At 67.6% G+C, this 17,297-nt stretch carries 18 protein-coding genes and 1 tRNA gene; 8 read left to right on the top strand and 11 right to left on the bottom strand.

Annotation, left to right across the window (positions count from 1 at the left end):
• Nucleotides 1-3: 3 nt before the first annotated feature.
• The 5 genes from ntrX (at nt 4) to RH90_RS14340 (ending at nt 5,059) form a co-directional block, all read left to right on the top strand.
• Entirely contained in the window at nt 4-1,377 is a 1,374-nt protein-coding gene (gene ntrX, locus RH90_RS14360) for a nitrogen assimilation response regulator NtrX (RefSeq protein ID WP_010186444.1), read from the top strand.
• A 243-nt stretch (nt 1,378-1,620) separates the two neighbouring features.
• Complete coding sequence (locus RH90_RS14355) at nt 1,621-2,451, top strand: 23S rRNA (adenine(2030)-N(6))-methyltransferase RlmJ (RefSeq protein ID WP_010186443.1); 831 nt, start codon at nt 1,621-1,623, stop codon at nt 2,449-2,451.
• Between the two features lie 199 nt (nt 2,452-2,650).
• The gene (gene hfq, locus RH90_RS14350) at nt 2,651-3,142 is read left to right on the top strand and encodes an RNA chaperone Hfq (RefSeq protein WP_010186442.1); all 492 of its coding nucleotides are present in this window, start codon (nt 2,651-2,653) and stop codon (nt 3,140-3,142) included.
• Nucleotides 3,139-4,425, top strand: coding sequence for a GTPase HflX (hflX, locus tag RH90_RS14345; RefSeq protein WP_010186441.1), 1,287 nt, complete (start codon nt 3,139-3,141; stop codon nt 4,423-4,425). The genes hfq and hflX overlap by 4 nt, the downstream gene beginning before the upstream one ends.
• Nucleotides 4,403-5,059, top strand: coding sequence for a GNAT family N-acetyltransferase (locus tag RH90_RS14340; protein WP_010186440.1), 657 nt, complete (start codon nt 4,403-4,405; stop codon nt 5,057-5,059). The genes hflX and RH90_RS14340 overlap by 23 nt, the downstream gene beginning before the upstream one ends.
• Here the strand turns inward: RH90_RS14340 and mazG are convergent.
• From mazG to RH90_RS14285, 11 genes are all read right to left on the bottom strand, one after another.
• The gene (mazG, locus tag RH90_RS14335) at nt 5,037-5,783 is read right to left on the bottom strand and encodes a nucleoside triphosphate pyrophosphohydrolase (protein ID WP_010186439.1); all 747 of its coding nucleotides are present in this window, start codon (nt 5,781-5,783) and stop codon (nt 5,037-5,039) included. The two genes, RH90_RS14340 and mazG, sit on opposite strands and share 23 nt — an antisense overlap.
• Nucleotides 5,784-5,914: 131 nt before the next feature.
• Nucleotides 5,915-6,592: an RBBP9/YdeN family alpha/beta hydrolase gene (locus RH90_RS14330; RefSeq protein ID WP_010186437.1), complete on the bottom strand. Its 678-nt coding sequence runs from the start codon at nt 6,590-6,592 to the stop codon at nt 5,915-5,917.
• A gap of 362 nt (nt 6,593-6,954) precedes the next feature.
• Nucleotides 6,955-7,137, bottom strand: coding sequence for a hypothetical protein (locus RH90_RS14325; RefSeq protein ID WP_010186436.1), 183 nt, complete (start codon nt 7,135-7,137; stop codon nt 6,955-6,957).
• Nucleotides 7,134-7,898, bottom strand: coding sequence for an MBL fold metallo-hydrolase (locus RH90_RS14320; protein ID WP_010186435.1), 765 nt, complete (start codon nt 7,896-7,898; stop codon nt 7,134-7,136). The genes RH90_RS14325 and RH90_RS14320 overlap by 4 nt, the downstream gene beginning before the upstream one ends.
• Nucleotides 7,895-8,671 (bottom strand): TatD family hydrolase, encoded by a 777-nt coding sequence (locus RH90_RS14315; protein ID WP_010186434.1) that lies wholly within the window; start codon nt 8,669-8,671, stop codon nt 7,895-7,897. The genes RH90_RS14320 and RH90_RS14315 overlap by 4 nt, the downstream gene beginning before the upstream one ends.
• Nucleotides 8,671-10,209, bottom strand: coding sequence for a methionine--tRNA ligase (gene metG / locus RH90_RS14310; protein WP_010186433.1), 1,539 nt, complete (start codon nt 10,207-10,209; stop codon nt 8,671-8,673). The genes RH90_RS14315 and metG overlap by 1 nt, the downstream gene beginning before the upstream one ends.
• 54 nt (nt 10,210-10,263) lie before the next feature.
• Nucleotides 10,264-11,241 carry a hypothetical protein gene (locus RH90_RS14305; protein ID WP_010186432.1) on the bottom strand — a complete coding sequence of 326 codons (978 nt, stop codon included), beginning with the start codon at nt 11,239-11,241 and terminating at the stop codon, nt 10,264-10,266.
• Nucleotides 11,238-11,870 carry a dTMP kinase gene (tmk, locus tag RH90_RS14300; RefSeq protein ID WP_010186431.1) on the bottom strand — a complete coding sequence of 211 codons (633 nt, stop codon included), beginning with the start codon at nt 11,868-11,870 and terminating at the stop codon, nt 11,238-11,240. Before tmk ends, RH90_RS14305 begins: the two co-directional genes overlap by 4 nt.
• 4 nt (nt 11,871-11,874) lie before the next feature.
• Complete coding sequence (locus tag RH90_RS14295) at nt 11,875-13,044, bottom strand: D-alanyl-D-alanine carboxypeptidase family protein (RefSeq protein ID WP_010186430.1); 1,170 nt, start codon at nt 13,042-13,044, stop codon at nt 11,875-11,877.
• A gap of 17 nt (nt 13,045-13,061) precedes the next feature.
• A complete protein-coding gene (locus tag RH90_RS14290; RefSeq protein WP_010186429.1) occupies nt 13,062-13,964 on the bottom strand; it encodes an SPOR domain-containing protein in 903 nt (300 codons plus the stop codon).
• 4 nt (nt 13,965-13,968) lie between these two features.
• Nucleotides 13,969-15,015 carry a lytic murein transglycosylase gene (locus tag RH90_RS14285; RefSeq protein ID WP_010186428.1) on the bottom strand — a complete coding sequence of 349 codons (1,047 nt, stop codon included), beginning with the start codon at nt 15,013-15,015 and terminating at the stop codon, nt 13,969-13,971.
• Nucleotides 15,016-15,137: 122 nt separating this feature from the next.
• Here RH90_RS14285 and RH90_RS14280 point away from each other — a divergent pair.
• The 3 genes from RH90_RS14280 (at nt 15,138) to RH90_RS14270 (ending at nt 17,295) form a co-directional block, all read left to right on the top strand.
• Nucleotides 15,138-15,227 (top strand) — tRNA-Ser (locus RH90_RS14280).
• 82 nt (nt 15,228-15,309) lie between these two features.
• On the top strand, nt 15,310-16,071 hold the full coding sequence (locus RH90_RS14275; protein ID WP_010186427.1) for an FCD domain-containing protein: 762 nt from the start codon (nt 15,310-15,312) through the stop codon (nt 16,069-16,071).
• A 144-nt stretch (nt 16,072-16,215) separates the two neighbouring features.
• Entirely contained in the window at nt 16,216-17,295 is a 1,080-nt protein-coding gene (locus tag RH90_RS14270; RefSeq protein WP_010186425.1) for a glycoside hydrolase family 43 protein, read from the top strand.
• Nucleotides 17,296-17,297 lie beyond the last annotated feature (2 nt).

Below are 17,297 nucleotides of genomic sequence, written 5' to 3'. Positions count from 1 at the left end.
GCCATGCCCCTCGACATTCTCGTCGTCGATGACGAACGTGACATCCGAGACCTCGTAGCCGGCGTCCTCGAGGACGAAGGCTATGGCGCGCGCGTCGCCGCAGACAGCGACTCGGCGCTCGAGGCGATCTCGGTGCGGCGCCCGTCGCTCGTGCTGCTCGACGTCTGGCTCCACGGCTCGCGGCTCGACGGGCTCGAGCTGCTCGACGAGATCAAGCGGCGCGACCCGTCGATCCCGGTGCTGATGATCTCGGGCCACGGCAATCTCGACACAGCGGTCGCCGCGATCCGCCGCGGTGCCGCCGATTTCATCGAGAAGCCGTTCGAGGCCGAACGCCTGCTGCTGATGGTCGCGCGCGCGACCGAGACCGAGAGCCTCCGCCGCGAGATCGCGTCTCTCCGCGAGTCGGTCGGGCAGAACAACGATCTCACCGGCAATTCCGCCGCGATCAACGGCGTCCGCGCGACCTTGAAGCGCGTCGCCGCGACGGGCAGCCGCGTGCTGATCATGGGTTCGGCCGGCGTCGGCAAGGAAGTCGCCGCGCGGCTGCTCCACGGCTGGAGCCAGCGTGCCAATGCGCCGTTCGTCATCGTCAATGCCGCAAGGATGACGCCCGAGCGCGTCGAGGAGGAGCTGTTCGGCGCCGAGGAAGCGGGGCAACTCGTGCGCTCGGGGCTGCTCGAACAGGCGCATGGCGGAACGCTGTTCCTCGACGAAATCGCCGACATGCCGCTCGCCACGCAAGGCCGCATCCTGCGCGTGCTGACCGACCAGAGCTTCAGCCGCGTCGGCGGGCAGCGCATCGTCAAGGTCGACGTCCGCGTCGTCTCGGCGACCGCGCGCGACCTGACGCACGAGATCGCCGAGGGGCGCTTTCGCGAGGATCTCTATTACCGCTTGAACGTCGTCCCCGTCGCGATCCCGGGCCTCGCCGAGCGGCGCGAAGACATCCCCGCGTTGATCGACCATTTCATGGCGCACTACGCCTCGGAACGCCGTGTCCCGACTCCCGAGGTCGCGCCCGACGCGATGGTCGCGCTGCAATCGTACGAATGGCCCGGCAACGTCCGCCAGCTCCGCAACATCGTCGAACGCACGATCATCATGGCGCCCGGCGACCGGATCGGGCGGATCGACCTCGACATGCTGCCCGCCGACATCCTCGGCGATCCCGGCGAGCTGGGCGGGAGCGGGACGGCAATCATGGGTTCGCCGCTACGCGAAGCGCGCGAGACGTTCGAGCGCGAGTATCTGCGTGTGCAGATCCGGCGCTTCTCGGGGAATATCTCGCGCACCGCGAACTTCATCGGGATGGAGCGCTCGGCGTTGCACCGGAAGCTGAAACTGCTCGGGATCACCGAGGTGCGGGAGGATTGAGGGGCGGGCGGGGAAGGACGTGGTGATCCTTGTCGCGTCCGGTTTCGCGACGATCGGGCAGTTGCATGCGTCCGGAGCCTCGCGTCTCCGCTCTGCTGCCGATCGCCAACGCGGGGTTGAGACCTTGCGCGGAAGTGCGTTGAAGGTTTCGGCCCGACTTTATACGAGCGCTGGCTTGGTTGCCTCAATTGCCTCGCGACCCGCTACGCGTCTGAAGCCGGATCGTCAGAATTTCGGATTGCAATGAATTATCGCCATTCCTTCCATGCCGGCAACAGCGCCGACGTCGTCAAGCACAGCCTCCTGATCGCCCTCGTGCGGGCCTTGCAGCTGAAACCGGGCGCGCTCACCCTGATCGACACGCACGCCGGCTGCGGGCTGTACGATCTGGGTGGCGAGGATGCCCAGCGCACCGGCGAGTCGACGCACGGGGTGGTGCGCGCCCTTGCCGACCCGAACCCCTTGCTGAACGACTACCGCACCGCCGTGCAGGCGGTGAATGTCGGGGCCGAACCACAGCTCTACCCCGGCTCGCCGCAGATCCTGGCGCAGCTTCTGCGTCCGCAGGATCTGCTGATCCTCAACGAAAAACATCCCGACGACGCCTATACCCTGCGCGGCGTGATGCGCGGCACGTCCGCTGCCGTGCATGAGCGCGACGCCTACGAACTCTGGCTGGCGGTGCTGCCGCCCCGCACCGCGCGCGGCGTGGTGGTGGTCGATCCGCCGTACGAGCAGACGGACGAACGCGAACGGATCACCGCCACGCTTGCCGCCGCTCACCGCAAATGGGCGCATGGCGTGACGGTGATCTGGTATCCGCTGAAGGATCGCGCCACGCATGCACGGTGGAAGGGGCAGCTCCGCAGGCTCGGCATCCCGAAAATGCTGTCGGTGGAGCACTGGCTGTACGACGAGGATCAGCCCGGCAGCTATAACGGCGCCGGGCTTTATATCGTCAACCCGCCCTATGCCTTCGCGCAGGCGCTGCCGCCTCTGCTACAGACCCTGCGCGCCGCGTTGGCGCCGGAGGGGCATAGCGGCGAATTGACGGCCGAATGGCTGGGTAATTGAACGAAATCCTCATCGGCCGCGCCGTGCAAGCCGGCAGGCGATCGAGCGCCGCCAACACGAGACCACATCCTTTCCAAAACCCACCCGCTGGACGAACCGCCCCAGACACCCTAAATCACCCTCAGCGCCAATCAGGCGCATCTCGACGCCGGAACCGGCGCACTGCGGGAACCACCCGCCAAAAACATAGGATCGACCGATGGCCGACAAGCACACTTCGCTGCAAGACCTGTTCCTCAATGCGCTCCGCCGCACCAAGACGCCGATCACGATGTTCCTCGTCAAGGGCGTCAAGCTCCAGGGCATCGTCACCTGGTTCGACAATTTCTCGGTTCTGCTCCGCCGCGACGGCCAGTCGCAGCTGATCTACAAGCACGCGATTTCGACGATCATGCCGTCGAACAGCGTCGATATCGATGCGATCGTCAACGCCGTCGGCGAAGCCCAGCGCAAGCAGCCGTTGCTCCAGGAAATCTTCCTCAACGCGGTGCGCAAGTCCGAGGACAATGTCACGATGTTCCTCGTCAACGGCGTGATGCTGCAGGGGCAGATCGCGGCGTTCGACCTGTTCTGCATGCTGCTCCAGCGCGACGGCATGGCGCAGCTCGTCTACAAGCATGCGGTTTCGACGATCCAACCCGCGCACCCCCTCAATTTGGCTGATGAAACAGCAGGTTCGGACGAAGATTGACCACAGGTTTCGAACGTGACCGCGACGACGTAGCGCGCGGTGCCAAGGCGGTCGTGGTGTATCCAGACACCGGCGTATCGACCCGCGATGCCGAGGCAAGACTGGCGGAAACCGCTGGGCTCGCGATGGCGATCCATGTCGAGGTGGTCGATCGCGTCGCGATCAAGGTCCGCACGCTCCAGCCCTCGACGCTGATCGGCAAAGGTCAGCTCGAGGCGCTCGCCGCGACGGTGCGGATGGGGGAAGCCGAGCTCGTCGTGTTCGACGCGAGCCTCACCCCGGTGCAACAGCGCAACCTCGAAAAGGCGCTGTCGGCCAAGGTGATCGACCGTACGGGGCTGATCCTCGAGATCTTCGGCGAGCGCGCCGCGACCGCCGAAGGACGCCTGCAAGTCGAACTCGCGCATCTCGATTACCAGGCGGGGCGGCTCGTGCGCAGTTGGACCCATCTCGAACGTCAGCGCGGTGGCTTCGGCTTCCTCGGCGGCCCGGGCGAGACGCAGATCGAGGCCGATCGGCGCTTGATCCGCGACCGCATGGCGCGGTTGAAGAAGGAGCTCGAACAAGTCTCGCGCACCCGCGGCCTCCACCGCGACCGGCGCCAGCGCGCGCCGTGGCCAGTGATCGCGCTCGTCGGCTATACCAACGCGGGAAAATCGACGCTGTTCAACCGGATGACCGGGGCCGACGTCATGGCGGAGGATCTGCTCTTCGCGACGCTCGACCCGACGCTGCGCCAGATCGCGCTGCCCGGGATCGACAAGGCGATCCTGTCGGACACGGTCGGCTTCGTCTCCGAACTCCCGACCCAGCTCGTCGCGGCGTTCAAGGCGACGCTCGAGGAAGTCGTCTCGGCCGATCTGCTGATCCACGTCCGCGACATCGCGCATCCCGATACGCTGGTGCAGCGCGACGATGTTGAGACCGTGCTGCGCGATATCGGCGTCGACACCTCGGTGCCGCGGATCGAGGCCTGGAACAAGCTCGATCTGCTCGACGACGACGAACGCGCCGAATGGCTCGGCGAGGCGGCGCGGCGCGACGATGTCGTGGCGATCTCGGCGCTGAGCGGGGAAGGGGTGGCGGGCCTGCTCGACACCGTCGCCGGACTGCTGACCGCGAGCCATCGGCGCTACACGATCCTGCTCGATGCCGGCGACGGCGCGGGGGCGGCGTGGCTGCATGCGCATGGCGATGTGCTGAGCCAGAGCGTCGAGGGCGCGCAGGCGATCTATGAGGTCCGGATGGCCGAGCGCGACTATGAGCGCTTCGCCCAGCGCTGACGGAGTCGACCCGGGACTTCTCGCGGGGTGGGTCGCGGCGCGGTCGATCGCGCGCGGGCTGCCCGCGCCGGTCGCCGTTCATGGCGGCTGGCGGGTCGATACCCATAGCGACGTCGAATGGTGCCGCTACATCTCCGCGCGTCCCGATAGCGCGATAGCGGCGCTCGCGCGGACGATCGCGCGGCCGCGGGTGTTTATCAAGGTCTGTGCCGACGACGCCGCGTTGCTCCGGCTGCTGCCCGATGGATGGACGCTGCAGGATCGCGCCTGGGTGATGACGAGCACGGCCGACCCGCCCGCGCGCAGCCTGCCGTCGGGCTATACGCTTGCGCTTGAGGAGATAGACCACGTCATCGCGGCCACGATCACCGCGCCCGACGGGACGCTCGGCGCGAGTGGCTATGCGGTCGAGACGGCGGGGGTCTTTGCGTATGATCGGATCCGCACCAGCGCCGATCACCAACGGCGCGGGCTCGGCCATGTCGTCATGACGTCGCTGCGCACGCAGCGGCGGTCCGGCGCGTCGCGCGAAATACTCGTCGCGACCGACCAGGGAAGGGCGCTCTACTCGAGCCTCGGCTGGACCGTGCAGAGCCCCTATGCAAGCGCGCTCAGCCCTGTTTGGGGCGCTTGATCGACTGCCACAGCGCTTCTTGTTCGTCGAGCGACAGCGCGGAGAAGCCATCGCCCGCAGCGTCTTCCATCGCCTTGAAGCGCCGTTCGAACTTGGCGTTGCCGCGGCGCAGCGCCGCCTCGGGATCGACCCCGAGTTTCCGCGCCCAGTTCACCACCGAGAAGAGCAGGTCGCCGATCTCGTCCTCACGTTCGTCGTGTGTCGTAGCCGCGTCGATCTCGGCGATCTCTTCGAAGATCTTGGCGCGCGGCCCCGCGGTATCGGGCCAGTCGAACCCGGTGCGCGCGGCGCGCTTCTGCAGCTTCTCGGCGCGGAGCAAGGCGGGCAGGCCGACCGCGACGCCGTCGAGCGCACCCCCGGCGCCCTTGGCGGCGCGTTCCTCGGCCTTGATCTGTTCCCAGCGCTGCGATCCGCCCGCCGTGGCGTCGCCGAAGATGTGGGGGTGGCGGCGCTCCATCTTGTCGCTGATCGCCCCCACCACGTCGGGCAGCGCGAAAAGCCCGGCCTCCTCGGCGATTCGGCTGTGGAACACGACTTGCAGCAGCAGGTCGCCGAGCTCGTCCTTGAGATCGGCCATATCGTCGCGCGCGATCGCGTCGGCGACTTCATAGGCTTCCTCGATCGTATAGGGCGCGATGCTCGCGAAATCCTGCGCGACGTCCCATTCGCATCCGGTCTCGCGGTCGCGCAGCCGCGCCATGATGCTGACGAGGCGGCCGATCATCGGTAGGCCGTTCGGGTCGGGGCAGGAAAGGGTCGGTGCATCGGATCTCGCGCTCGCTCGACTATGTCGCCGTCGCCTAGCGCAAAGCACGCATCGATGCGATGCCGGAAAGTCGCGAGCGGCTGGCGCGGTCAGCGGTGCGGGGCCGATCGGCCGACCGTCATGCCGCCGGGCGTCACCGCACGCGGGTGCGCGGGGGTCGCGTCGGGGTCGAGCAACAGCGCTTGCGCCTGATCGGCGAGCAGACGGACATTGCCCGTCCGGGCATCGCGCAGCAGTTCGGCGACCGCCTGGGCCTGCGGCCAGCTGCCGAGCCCCGAGCGCGCGTTGATGTGCCCCGCGAGGCCCATATCGACCAGCCCGGCACCCCATTTCCGCGCGAGCGCCTGCGATTCGGCGAGCGTGGCGTACGGATCGTCTTCGCTCGCAACGAGCAGCGAGACGAATGGGAGCGCACGGCGCGGATCGTTGCCGAAGCGCGCAATGCGCGGATCGAGCGCAGCGCGCTCGGTCGCGGGCGGGGCGACCAGCAGCGCGCCGAGCACCGAGGACGCGCCGCTCGGGCCAAGCGCGTTCGCCCACCAGGTGACCGCCTGGCACCCGAGGCTATGCGCGACCAAAACGACCGGCCCGCGCGCGGCGGTGACGGCTTGGTCGATCCGGCTCATCCAGACGGTGCGATTGGGATTGTCCCAATCGCCCAGCTCGATCCGATGCGTATCGGCGCGCTCGCGTTCCCAGCGGGTTTGCCAGTGATCGGTCCCCGAGCCGAGCAATCCGGGAACGGTGAGGATGACGGGCGAGATCATGCCGCACCCGCGCGATGCGATGCGGCGTTCGCCCGGGGGGCAGCAAGCATGGACGACATCGTCAATTCCGATCGTTGTGCTGGGAGATGATCCCGCATCGCGCCGGAGGCTTCCACCGTGACTTTCTTGGTGTCGCTAAAGCTCGGCTTTCCCCATCACGGGACACCGCACGGATCCGTCGTCGCGTCGCGTTTTTGGTCGCTATATGGATTGCAGGGACCGCGGCGCGCCGATTCCGACCATGAGCGCCGCGCGATATTTAGGGGGACGACGGCCCCATTGGCCCAAAAGGCCACTAGCTCACAGTCCGATAATATACATTATGTAAAATAAGGTCGTATTCTGGGGATCGTTGGATCTGTTCACGGGCCCGACGCCGCGCCCTGCCAAAGCGTCACGAGGATGAACAACACACCAAAGATCGCAACCCAAGCCAATGCGAGTTTGATCGCATCGCCGATCGGCAGACGCCGCGCGACGAGCGCGCTGAGCGGCAGGATCAGCACCAGCGCATACAGCACGATCGTCATCGTGCCGTCGATCACAGGACCCGTTCCAATCCGTCATACCCCGGCTCGACACCCGGCGGCAGTTCGGCGACGAGCGTCGCATAGTCCATCGACTGGTCCACATGCGTCAGCACCGCATGCCCCGGCCGGAACGCCTCGATCCAACCGAGCACGCTCGGCAGATCGGCATGCGATGGATGCGGGCGCCGCCGCAGCGCATCGACCACCCACAGGTCGAGCCCCTGATACAGCGTCGCCATATCCGCCGTCATCGCGCTGAAATCGGTGGCATATCCGATCGCCTTTCCGCCACTCGCGAACCGCAGCCCGGCCGAGACGAACGGGCCATGCGGCTGCTCGACCGTGCTGACGGTGATGTCGCCGATCGTGATCGTATCGGGGAGAGCCTCGATCACCACCGTCGGCGGATAGCCGTCATGCCCGCGAAAGACGTAGCTGAAACGGCGTTCGAGCATCGCCTTCAGCTCCGGGCGCGCCAGACCGCGGACCGGTTGCCCCATGGCGTGAAACACCTGCCGCAGATCGTCGATGCCATGCGTATGGTCGGCATGATCGTGCGTCCAGATCACCGCATCGAGTGTAGCCACCCCGGCCGCGAGCAACTGTTCGCGCATATCGGGTCCGGTATCGACGAGGATCCGCGTGCTCGCGCTCTCGATCAGGATCGACGCCCGCAGGCGCCGATTGCGCGGGTTCGTCGGGTCGCATGCACCCCAGTCATTGCCGATCCGCGGCACGCCCGATGACGTGCCGGAACCGAGGATCCGCAGCTTCATACGCGCGTCTTGGTGAACAAAGCGTGAAAGTTTTCCGCAGTCGCCGCGGCCAGCGCCTCGAGCGGCTCGCCGCGCAGTTGCGCGAGAAACGCCGCGGTGTCGGCGACGAACGCCGGCTCGCCGGTCTTTCCGCGATGCGGCACCGGCGCGAGGAACGGCGCGTCGGTCTCGATCAGCAGCCGATCGAGCGGGAGCCGCGCCGCGGTTTCCTGCAGATCCCTGGCGTTCTTGAAGGTCACGATCCCCGAAATCGAGATATAGCAGCCAAGGTCGAGCGCGATGTCGGCAAAGGCGCCGCTCGCGGTGAAGCAATGGATCACCGCGGGATAGGCCCCCTTCCCCATCTCGTCGCGCATAATCGCGGCGGTATCCTCCTCGGCGTCGCGCGTATGAACGACGAGCGGTAACTGCGTCGCGCGCGCCGCGGCGATGTGCGCGCGGAAGCTCGCGCGCTGGCGGCCGCGGTCGCTGTGATCGTAGAAATAGTCGAGCCCGCTCTCGCCGATCCCGACGACGCGCGCGTGCTGCGCGCGCTCGATCAGTCGCGCGGTGCCCACGTCGGGATGCTGGTCGGCTTCATGCGGGTGGATCCCGACGGTCGCCCAGACGTCGCTTTCGCGCTCGGCGGTCGTGATCACCGCATCCCATTCGCTCTCGCGCGTCGCGATGTTGAGCATCGCATGGACGCCGCGCGCGCGGGCGCGCGCGAGCACATCCTGCTGACCTTCGACCAGCCCCTTATAGTTGAGGTGGCAATGGCTGTCGGCGAACATCACGCCTCCATGAGGGATTCGAGCCGCGGAAACACGCCCGCCGGCGCCGGCAGCGCCAGGCCCGGCGCAAGTGGATGGCCGAGCGCTGCGAAGCTTCGCGCGTCCGCCGCCTGCGCGAGCAGGTCGAGCAACTTGTCGGCACCCCTAGGGATCGCCCAGCGCGCGAGGATCGCGATGCGGCGGATCGCCTCGGCGGCGTGATACAGGATCGTGTCGGCACGCTCGGGGTCCGTCTTGCGCACGCTCCACGGCGCCTGGTCGGCGAAATATTGGTTGGCGTCGCGCGCCGCCGCCCAGATCGCCTCGAGCGCGGTATGCAAAGCGAGATCGGTCATCGCGGTGTGCATGCCGGTCTCGGCGGCTTCGACGCTGGCGATCAGCGCATCCTCGGCCGCCGTCCGGGTACCCGTCGCAGGCACGATACCGCCGCACGCCTTGGCGATAATCGACAGACAGCGCTGCGCGAGATTGCCGAGATTGTTCGCGAGATCGGCATTGCACCGCGTCACGATCGCGTCCTCCGAATAGCTGCCATCCTGCCCGAAACTCACCTCGCGCAGCAGAAAGTAGCGTAGCGCGTCGACCCCGAAACGCTCGGCGAGTTCCATCGGATCGGTGACGTTGCCGACCGACTTCGACATCTTCTCGCCGCGGTTGAGCAGAAATCCGTGGCCGAACACCCCGCCCGGCAGCGGGATATTCGCACTCATCAGGAAGGCTGGCCAGTAAACCGCATGAAATCGCACGATATCCTTGCCGATGATGTGCAGATGCGCGGGCCAGAAGGTTTCGTACAGTTCGACATCGTCAGGATAGCCGACGCCGGTCAGATAGTTGGTCAGCGCGTCGACCCAGACGTACATCACGTGCCCCGGGCTGCCGGGAACCGGAACACCCCAGTCGAAGCTGGTGCGCGATACCGACAAATCGGACAGCCCGCCCTCGACGAAGCGCAGGATCTCGTTGCGCCGCGCCTCGGGGCGGATGAAGTCGGGGTTCGCGGCGTAATAATCGAGCAGCGGCTGCTGATATTTCGAGAGCTTGAAGAACCAGGTCTCCTCGGCGGTCCATTCGACCGGCGTCCCTTGCGGCGAAAGCTTAGCACCGCCCTCGCCTTCGACCAGTTCCTTCTCGTCGTAGAACGCCTCGTCGCGGACCGAATACCAGCCCTCGTAACGATCGAGATACAGATCGCCCGCTGCCTCCATCGCCCGCCAGATTGCCTGGCTCGCGCGATAATGATCCTCGTCGCTGGTACGGATGAAGCGATCGTACGAGATATCAAGAGCGTCGGCCATCGCCTTGAAATACCCGCTCATTTCATCGGCAAGCGCACGCGGCGTCAAGTCGCGCTTGCGCGCTTCCTGCACCATCTTGAGGCCATGTTCGTCGGTGCCGGTCTGGAAGCGCACCTCGCGGCCCAACTGCCGCTGGTAGCGCGCGATCGCATCGGTCGCGATCGCCTCATAGGCGTGCCCGATATGCGGGCGGCCGTTGGGGTAACTGATCGCGGTGGTGATGTAATAGGGTTCGGTCATGCCCGCCTCCTAGAACATCGCTCGGGGTTATTGAAGCCTCGGCGCGGCCGCTGCTCAGGCAGCCAGCCGCGCGACGATCCCCGCCATCTCATACACCGTCGCCTGCGCATCGAGCGTCAGCGCGCGCGCCGTCGCCGCGAGCGTGCGCGCGGCGTCATAGCCGTCGAGCGCGATCCGCAGCCGCTCGCCCTGCCGATCGGCGGCATGCGCCGCGATGAACGCCGGCGCGCGGTCGAGAAACGCCTCGTAGCGCTTCTGCGCCGCTTTCAGCGCAAGCGATTTGGCGAGCCGGACACGGCGGCCATTGCCCGGATCGCCCTCGCGCGCGATCACCGCCAGCGCCTGGTCGAGCGCCGCGAGATCGAGCCCAGCAAACCCGAGCGCGCGACCGGGCGATCCATGCGCGACGCCGATCAACGCCGACAGTTCGGCATCCTCGACGCTCGGCAGCAGATGGCCGAGCACCGACGTCATGGTTGCATCGTTCAACGGATCGAAGCGCAGCTGGCGGCAGCGCGAGCGGATCGTCGGCAGCAACCGCCCCGGGGCATGGCTGATCAGCAGGAAGATCGTGCCCTGCGGCGGTTCTTCCAAATTCTTGAGCAATGCGTTGGAGGCGCCCGGCCGCTCGAGGTCGTCGACCGAGTCGATGATCACCACGCGGCGGTCGGACATCGAGGGCCGCGTCGCGAACATCGGCCCGAGTGCGCGGACCTGCGCGATCGGGATACTGCGCGCGAGGTCGAGCCCGGTCTTGTCGCCTTCCTTAGGCTGGCGCGTCAGTTCGCGATAATCGGGATGCGAACCCGCGGCGATCAGCTTGCGCTGCGGATCGCTCTCGGGGACGTCGAAGCCGGGCGGCAGGTCGGCGCCCGCGCCTTGCGCGAGCACGCGCAACGCAGCCATGCGGGCGAAGGTCGCCTTGCCGATCCCTTCGGGGCCGGCAAACAGCCAGGCATGGTGCAACGCCCCGTTCGTCATCGCGGCGGCGAAGGCCTGATGCGCGGCGTCGTTGCCGAGCGGCAGCGTCATGGCAGCAGGTCCGCCAGCGCGGCGAGCACCGACGCGGCAACCGTGTCGAAGTCGGCCGCAGCGTCGATCAGGCGGAAGCGCTCGGGTTCGGCGGCGGCGAAACGGTGGAACGCAGCCGCGACGTCGGCATGGAACGCCGCCCCGCGCGCCGCGAAGCGATCGGCCGCCGCGCCGTCGCGCACCGCCGCGCGCGCGCGCCCCTGCTCGGGCGAGAGCTCGAGCACGAGCGTGCGATCGGGCAGCAGCCCGCGCGAACCGAAGCCGTGCAACGCAAGGACGGCTGCGTCATCGATCCCGCCCGCCACGCCTTGATACGCCCGGCTGCTGTCGAGGAAGCGATCGCAGATCACCCACCGCCCCGCCCCCAGCGCCGGCCGGATCGTCTTTTCGACATGATCGGCGCGCGCGGCGGCGAACAGCAAGGCTTCGCTATGCGGGCTCCAGCGCGATACCGCGCCCTGCATCAGCAGCGCGCGGATCGCCTCGGCGCCTTCGCTCCCGCCGGGTTCGCGGGTGACGAGCGCATCGATCCCGCGCGCGCCGAGCGCGGCGGCGAGGCGTTTCGCTTGCGTCGACTTGCCCGCCCCCTCCCCGCCCTCGAGCGAGATGAAGCGGCCCGTCACGGACATTGGCTCAAGCGCCGAACAGGCTCATCAGACCCGCCCAGGCGCGCCCGAAGAAACCGGCCTCGCTGACGTCGTTCGCCGCCACCAGCGGAAGGCGTTCGGCGGGCATGCCGGGCGTCACCACGACGAGATCGGCGATATGCTGGCCGGCCTTGATCGGCGCCTTGATCGGCCCGTCATATTGCACGCTGAGCTTCATCTCGCCCGCGGTGCCGGCCGGGAGCGTCGCGCTGAGATCGTTCGCGGCGACGAGGCCAACGGTGCGCGCGTTGCCGAGCTGGACCTCGGCGGTCTCGATCTGCTTGCCCTTGGCGAGGATCGGCTTGGCCTGCCACGCGCGGAAGCCCCATTCCATGAACTTGACCGATTCCTCGGCGCGCTGGCCCGAGCTGCCGAGGCCCGCCATCACCAGCACGAGCCGGCGACCGTTCTGCTGCGCCGAGCCGGTGAAGCCATAACCGGCTTCGTCGGTATGGCCGGTCTTGAGGCCATCGGCGCCCGACACGCGACCGAGCAACGGATCACGATTGGCCTGGTCGATCGGCTTCTCGCCGCCGAGGGTCTTGCCCCAGGTGAAGCTGCGCAGCGAGTAGAAGCGCTTGTAGAAATCGGGGAAGTCGCGGATCGTCGCCGAGGCGAGTTTGGCGAGATCGCGCGCGGTGACATAGGTCACGCCATTATCGGGCCAGCCGTTCGCGGTGCCGAAATGGCTGTTGCTCAGGCCGAGCTTGGCCGCCGCGCGGTTCATCCGCTCGGTGAACGCGCTCTCGGTCCCCGAAATCCCCTCGGCGAGCACGACGCAGGCATCGTTGCCCGACAGCGTGACGATCCCTTTCAGCAGATCTTCGACGCTGACTTCCTCGCCCGACGACAGGAACATCGTCGAGCCCTGCGAATGCCACGCGCGCCACGTCTCGGGGCGGACGGGGAATTTCTGGTCGAGCTTCAACTCGCCCGACTTGATCATCTCGAACGCGACATAGACCGTCATCATCTTCGCCATCGAGGCGGGCGGCATGCGGCGGTCGGCATCCTTCTGATACAGGATCGCACCCGACGACAGATCCTGCAGATAGGCGACCGGCGCCGGGGTTTGGAAATCGGGGGCGGCGACTGCCGGGCACGTTGCGGCAAAGGCGACGACAGCGGCGGCAAGCAGTTTCTGGCGCGAGGACATGCGGTTCGGTCTCGTTTTCAGTCGGTGTGGAAAATGCGTGCGTCAGCATAGCCGCGTCGCGCGGCGCCGTCACGTGCGCGCTGCGCCGCGGCGGGGTCGGCGAAGGGCCCGAGCTGGACGCGGTAGAGCTTGCCGAGCGGGACGACGCGTCCGCCGAGCTGCTTGGCGAGCCCCGCGGCGCGCTCGGCCGACGAGAGCGCAGCGACCTGGACCATCAGCCCGCCGCGCGCCGGGGCCGGCAGCGGCACAGGCTTTGCGTATGCGGGAGGCTGGGTCTCGGCCGCGGCGTGGGGCTTTGCCGGCGCGGGCCGCGGCGGAGCCGGCGTCGGCCGCGCCGCCGCGATCGGTGGTCGTGGCGAAGGGCGCGGCGCGGCGCCGACCGCTCGGTTCGGAAGCTTGTGCCGAAGCGCCGTGAGCAAGGTCGGCGGCGCGTCGAGCCGAGGCGATGCCGCTTGCCCGGCTTGTAGCGCGCGCAGGTCCTGCGGCGAAGCGACGACGGTGCGGACGCGAACCCCGGCATGCTCGCCCACGCCGAGCGCCTGCGCCGCCCCCGGCAACAGCGCGACCACCGCCCCGCCGCTCGGCGCGACGACCAGGGCGACGATCGTCCGTCCGGTGTCGAGCGCGGTCAGTTCGACCGGCGTCCCGGGGGCGAGCGTCGGATGACCGACGCCGATCGCGACACGGGCCCAGCGGCCTTCCGGCGGCGCAGCGAGCAGCGCGGCATAGCCGACGCCATCCTCATGGACCTCGCCCGAGGTTCCGCGCGGACCGGTGCCTTGCGCGACTTCTGGCGGCACGTCCTGCGGCGGCGCGGCGCTATCCGACGGCAAGGTCGGGTCGCGAAGATCACGTTGGAGCGTGGCAGCGTCCGGCGACACCGTGACGCCAAGCAGCGCCAAGCCAAGCAGCACCGTCACGCGCTTATTGCTCGACCGCGTCGGCGAGCAGGCCCACCGACAGCGCGTAGAAGTTCGAACAATTGTAATCGAGGATCACACGGTAATTCCCGGTCAGCAGATAGGCGGTGCGCCCGACACCATCCGGTTCGATCAGCGTCGCGAGCACCGTATCGCCCGGCCAGGCACGCGAAACCGGCGCGATCCCGAGCGCGCGCCACTCCGCCATCGTCTTCCACCCGCTGTGGCGCGCGAACACCCTGAGGCAACGCGGCGACAGCAAGCGATTGGTGATCTGGCTGCGGTCGAAGCTCGGCGGCACCGACACCGCCAGCCCCCACGGCTGCCCCGGGCGCCAGCCGGCATTGGCGAAATAATTGCCGATCGACGCGAGCGTATCGGCATGGCTCGACCAGATATCGGCGCGCCCGTCGCCATCGCCGTCGCGCGCGAGCCGCAGATAGATCGACGGCAGGAATTGCGGCCCGCCGGTCGCCCCCGCCCAGCTGCCGACGAGCTGCGACCGCGTCACGCCGCGGTCCAGCATCTGCAGCGAGGCGATGAACTCGTCGGCGAAGAGATCGCGTCGCCGCCCCTCATAAGTGAGCGTCGCCAGCGCGCGCGGCAGGTCGAACCCGCCCATCACGCGGCCATAGCTCGTCTCGTGCCCCCAGATCGCGACCATGATCGATTCGGGGACGCCGGTCTGCTGCTCGATCCGCCGCAGCCGCCAGCGCTCGGCCTGATACGCGCTGCGCCCGTTGGCGATCAGCGCGCTGCTCAAATGCTGCGCCTTGTACGGCGCGAAATCGGGGACGCCGGCGTTCGGATTGGCGCCGGGCTGCGCGCGGTCGAGCTCGATCACGCGCGGATTGAGCGTCAGCGTCGGGATTACCGCATCGAGCGTCGTACGGCTGACGCCCTTGGCCTCGGCCTTGGCGCGGAGCGTCGTCAGATAGCTCTGGAAACCCGCGTCGTCCTGCGCGCCGGCCGGCCCACCCAGCCCGAGACACAGCGCGATCGCTGCAGCGCCCTGAACGATCCGAGCGCGTAATGTGTGTTTGTCCCGCATTGCGCAACTTTGGCACAGCCGCCCGCGCACATGAACCCCCAAAGGCCCGCACTCCATCACAAACCGCGCACGCAGTGGCCCTTGCACGAACCGGGGCGGGATGGTTATGCGATCCATAGCGCGGAGAGATGGCCGAGTGGTTTAAGGCAGCGGTCTTGAAAACCGCCGTGGGTGCAAGCTCACCGTGGGTTCGAATCCCACTCTCTCCGCCACTTACCGCCACGATTTCGCGGCCGATCGGCCCCGGGCAATCGCGGAGTTTCCGTCGCGCCCCGCTGCTGCTACCATCGCCGGGTGGAAACAGAAACGCTCTCGACCGAAACGCTCGCCCCCGCCGAACCGATCACGCGCCAGCCACGCGGCAAGGGGCGACGCCTGCGCGGCGCGATCGCGCACAAGCTGGGCGTGGCGATCGTCTCGGGCGAGTTCGCGCCGGGCGAGACGCTGTCGAGCGAGGTCGTCTTCGCCGAGACGCTCGACGTCTCGCGCAGCGCGTATCGCGAGGCGATCCAGGTGCTGATCGCCAAGGGGCTGGTCGAGAGCCGTCCCAAGACGGGAACGCGCGTGCTGCCGCGCGATCGCTGGAACCTGCTCGATCCCGACGTGCTCGGCTGGGCGTTTGCCGGCGAGCCCGATCCGCAACTGGTGCGCAGCCTGTTCGAACTGCGCGCGATCATCGAGCCCGCCGCGGCGGCGATCGCCGCGACGAAGCGCGACCGCGACGATATCAAGCGGATGAAGGACGCGCTCGCCGCGATGCGCCGCTATTCGCTCGCAACCGAGCTCGGCCGCGCCGCCGATCGGCAATTCCACGACGCAATCCTGCGCGCGACGCGCAACGACGCGCTGACCGTGCTCAGCGCCTCGATCGGCGCGGCGGTGAGCTGGACGACGCATTTCAAGCAGCGCATGCGCACGCTGCCACGCAACCCGATCCCCGATCATGCCCTGGTCTGCGACGCGATCGTCGCGGGCGATGCCGAGGCGGCCCGCGCGGCGATGCGACGCCTCGTGGATCAGGCGCTCGAAGACACGCAAAGCGCGATGGCGCGCTGACGCCGTCCGCGGTCCGGTCGGATGCCGGAAATCCGGTCTTAGCGGGGAGCGTGCCGCCGGATCGTCCAAAAGCGCTTGCGGCGCTTCAATGGTAGCGCTACCCGTATGCCATAGCGCGACAAGGCGCATCGGGGGAGAGGATCTATGGCATATCGTATCGCGGCCACGGTATTGGCGTGCGGAATCGCGTCCATCGCGCTCGCGCAGGACCGCGCACCGGATGGGCGGCATTATCTGTCGCAGCCGCTGGTCAAGTCGATCTACACCGCCGACCCGTCGGCGCACGTCTTCGACGGCAAGATCTATGTCTATCCGAGCCATGACGTCCCGACGTCGATTCCCGACGACGATCTCGGCAACGAATATGCGATGCACGATTATCGCGTGTTGCGGATGGACCGGATCGGCGCGCCGGTCACGGTCGGCCCGGTCGCGCTCGACGTGAAGCAGGTTCCCTGGGCATCGCAGCAGATGTGGGCGCCCGACGCGGCGTACAAGAACGGCACCTATTATCTGTACTTCCCCGCGCGTGACAAAACCAAGGACAAGAACGGCCTCGGCAAGTTCATGATCGGCGTCGCCACCTCGAAGAACCCGATGGGCCCGTTCACCGCCGATCCCACGCCGATCGCGGGCGCCTTCTCGATGGACCCCGCGGTCTTCACCGACAGCGACGGCAAGAGCTATCTGTATTTCGGCGGAATCTGGGGCGGGCAGCTCCAGCGCTGGAAGGACGGAAAGTTCGATCCCAACGGCAGCGATACCGATCTGCTACAGGACGCCCAGCCCGCGCTGACCGGCAAGGTCGCGCGGCTCAACCCCGACATGAAGAGCCTCGCCGAGACGCCGCACGATGCGGTGATCCTCGACGAAGCCGGCAAGCCCGTGCTCGGCGGTGATCATGCCAAGCGCTTCTTCGAGGCCTCATGGATGTTCAAGCGCGGCGGGCAATATTATTACACCTACTCGACCGGCGACACGCATTTCCTCAATTATGCGACCGGCACCAACCCCTACGGCCCGTTCACCTATCGCGGCCATTTCCTGCTGCCGGTGCAGGGCTGGACGACGCACCACTCGATCCTCGAGACCGGCGGCAAATGGTGGCTGTTTTATGCCGACACGCAGCTGAGCAACAAGAATCACCTGCGCAACGTCAAAGTGACCGAACTCACCTTCAACGCCGACGGGACGATCAAGACGATCGATCCGCTGGTCAAATAAGG

The organism is Sphingomonas sp. PAMC 26605 (genome assembly GCF_000241485.1).
Classification (GTDB): domain Bacteria; phylum Pseudomonadota; class Alphaproteobacteria; order Sphingomonadales; family Sphingomonadaceae; genus Sphingomonas.
This window is presented reverse-complemented; position numbering and strand designations above follow the sequence as displayed.

What these genes read in the sequence shown, in the direction of transcription:
- ntrX (WP_010186444.1), top strand. Translation starts at nt 4, where the DNA reads ATGCCCCTCGACATTCTCGTCGTCGATGACGAACGTGACATCCGAGAC.
- RH90_RS14355 (WP_010186443.1), top strand. Translation starts at nt 1,621, where the DNA reads ATGAATTATCGCCATTCCTTCCATGCCGGCAACAGCGCCGACGTCGTC.
- hfq (WP_010186442.1), top strand. Translation starts at nt 2,651, where the DNA reads ATGGCCGACAAGCACACTTCGCTGCAAGACCTGTTCCTCAATGCGCTC.
- RH90_RS14340 (WP_010186440.1), top strand. Translation starts at nt 4,403, where the DNA reads ATGAGCGCTTCGCCCAGCGCTGACGGAGTCGACCCGGGACTTCTCGCG.
- mazG (WP_010186439.1), bottom strand. Translation starts at nt 5,783, where the DNA reads ATGATCGGCCGCCTCGTCAGCATCATGGCGCGGCTGCGCGACCGCGAG.
- RH90_RS14330 (WP_010186437.1), bottom strand. Translation starts at nt 6,592, where the DNA reads ATGATCTCGCCCGTCATCCTCACCGTTCCCGGATTGCTCGGCTCGGGG.
- RH90_RS14320 (WP_010186435.1), bottom strand. Translation starts at nt 7,898, where the DNA reads ATGAAGCTGCGGATCCTCGGTTCCGGCACGTCATCGGGCGTGCCGCGG.
- RH90_RS14315 (WP_010186434.1), bottom strand. Translation starts at nt 8,671, where the DNA reads ATGTTCGCCGACAGCCATTGCCACCTCAACTATAAGGGGCTGGTCGAA.
- metG (WP_010186433.1), bottom strand. Translation starts at nt 10,209, where the DNA reads ATGACCGAACCCTATTACATCACCACCGCGATCAGTTACCCCAACGGC.
- RH90_RS14305 (WP_010186432.1), bottom strand. Translation starts at nt 11,241, where the DNA reads ATGACGCTGCCGCTCGGCAACGACGCCGCGCATCAGGCCTTCGCCGCC.
- tmk (WP_010186431.1), bottom strand. Translation starts at nt 11,870, where the DNA reads ATGTCCGTGACGGGCCGCTTCATCTCGCTCGAGGGCGGGGAGGGGGCG.
- RH90_RS14295 (WP_010186430.1), bottom strand. Translation starts at nt 13,044, where the DNA reads ATGTCCTCGCGCCAGAAACTGCTTGCCGCCGCTGTCGTCGCCTTTGCC.
- RH90_RS14285 (WP_010186428.1), bottom strand. Translation starts at nt 15,015, where the DNA reads ATGCGGGACAAACACACATTACGCGCTCGGATCGTTCAGGGCGCTGCA.
- RH90_RS14270 (WP_010186425.1), top strand. Translation starts at nt 16,216, where the DNA reads ATGGCATATCGTATCGCGGCCACGGTATTGGCGTGCGGAATCGCGTCC.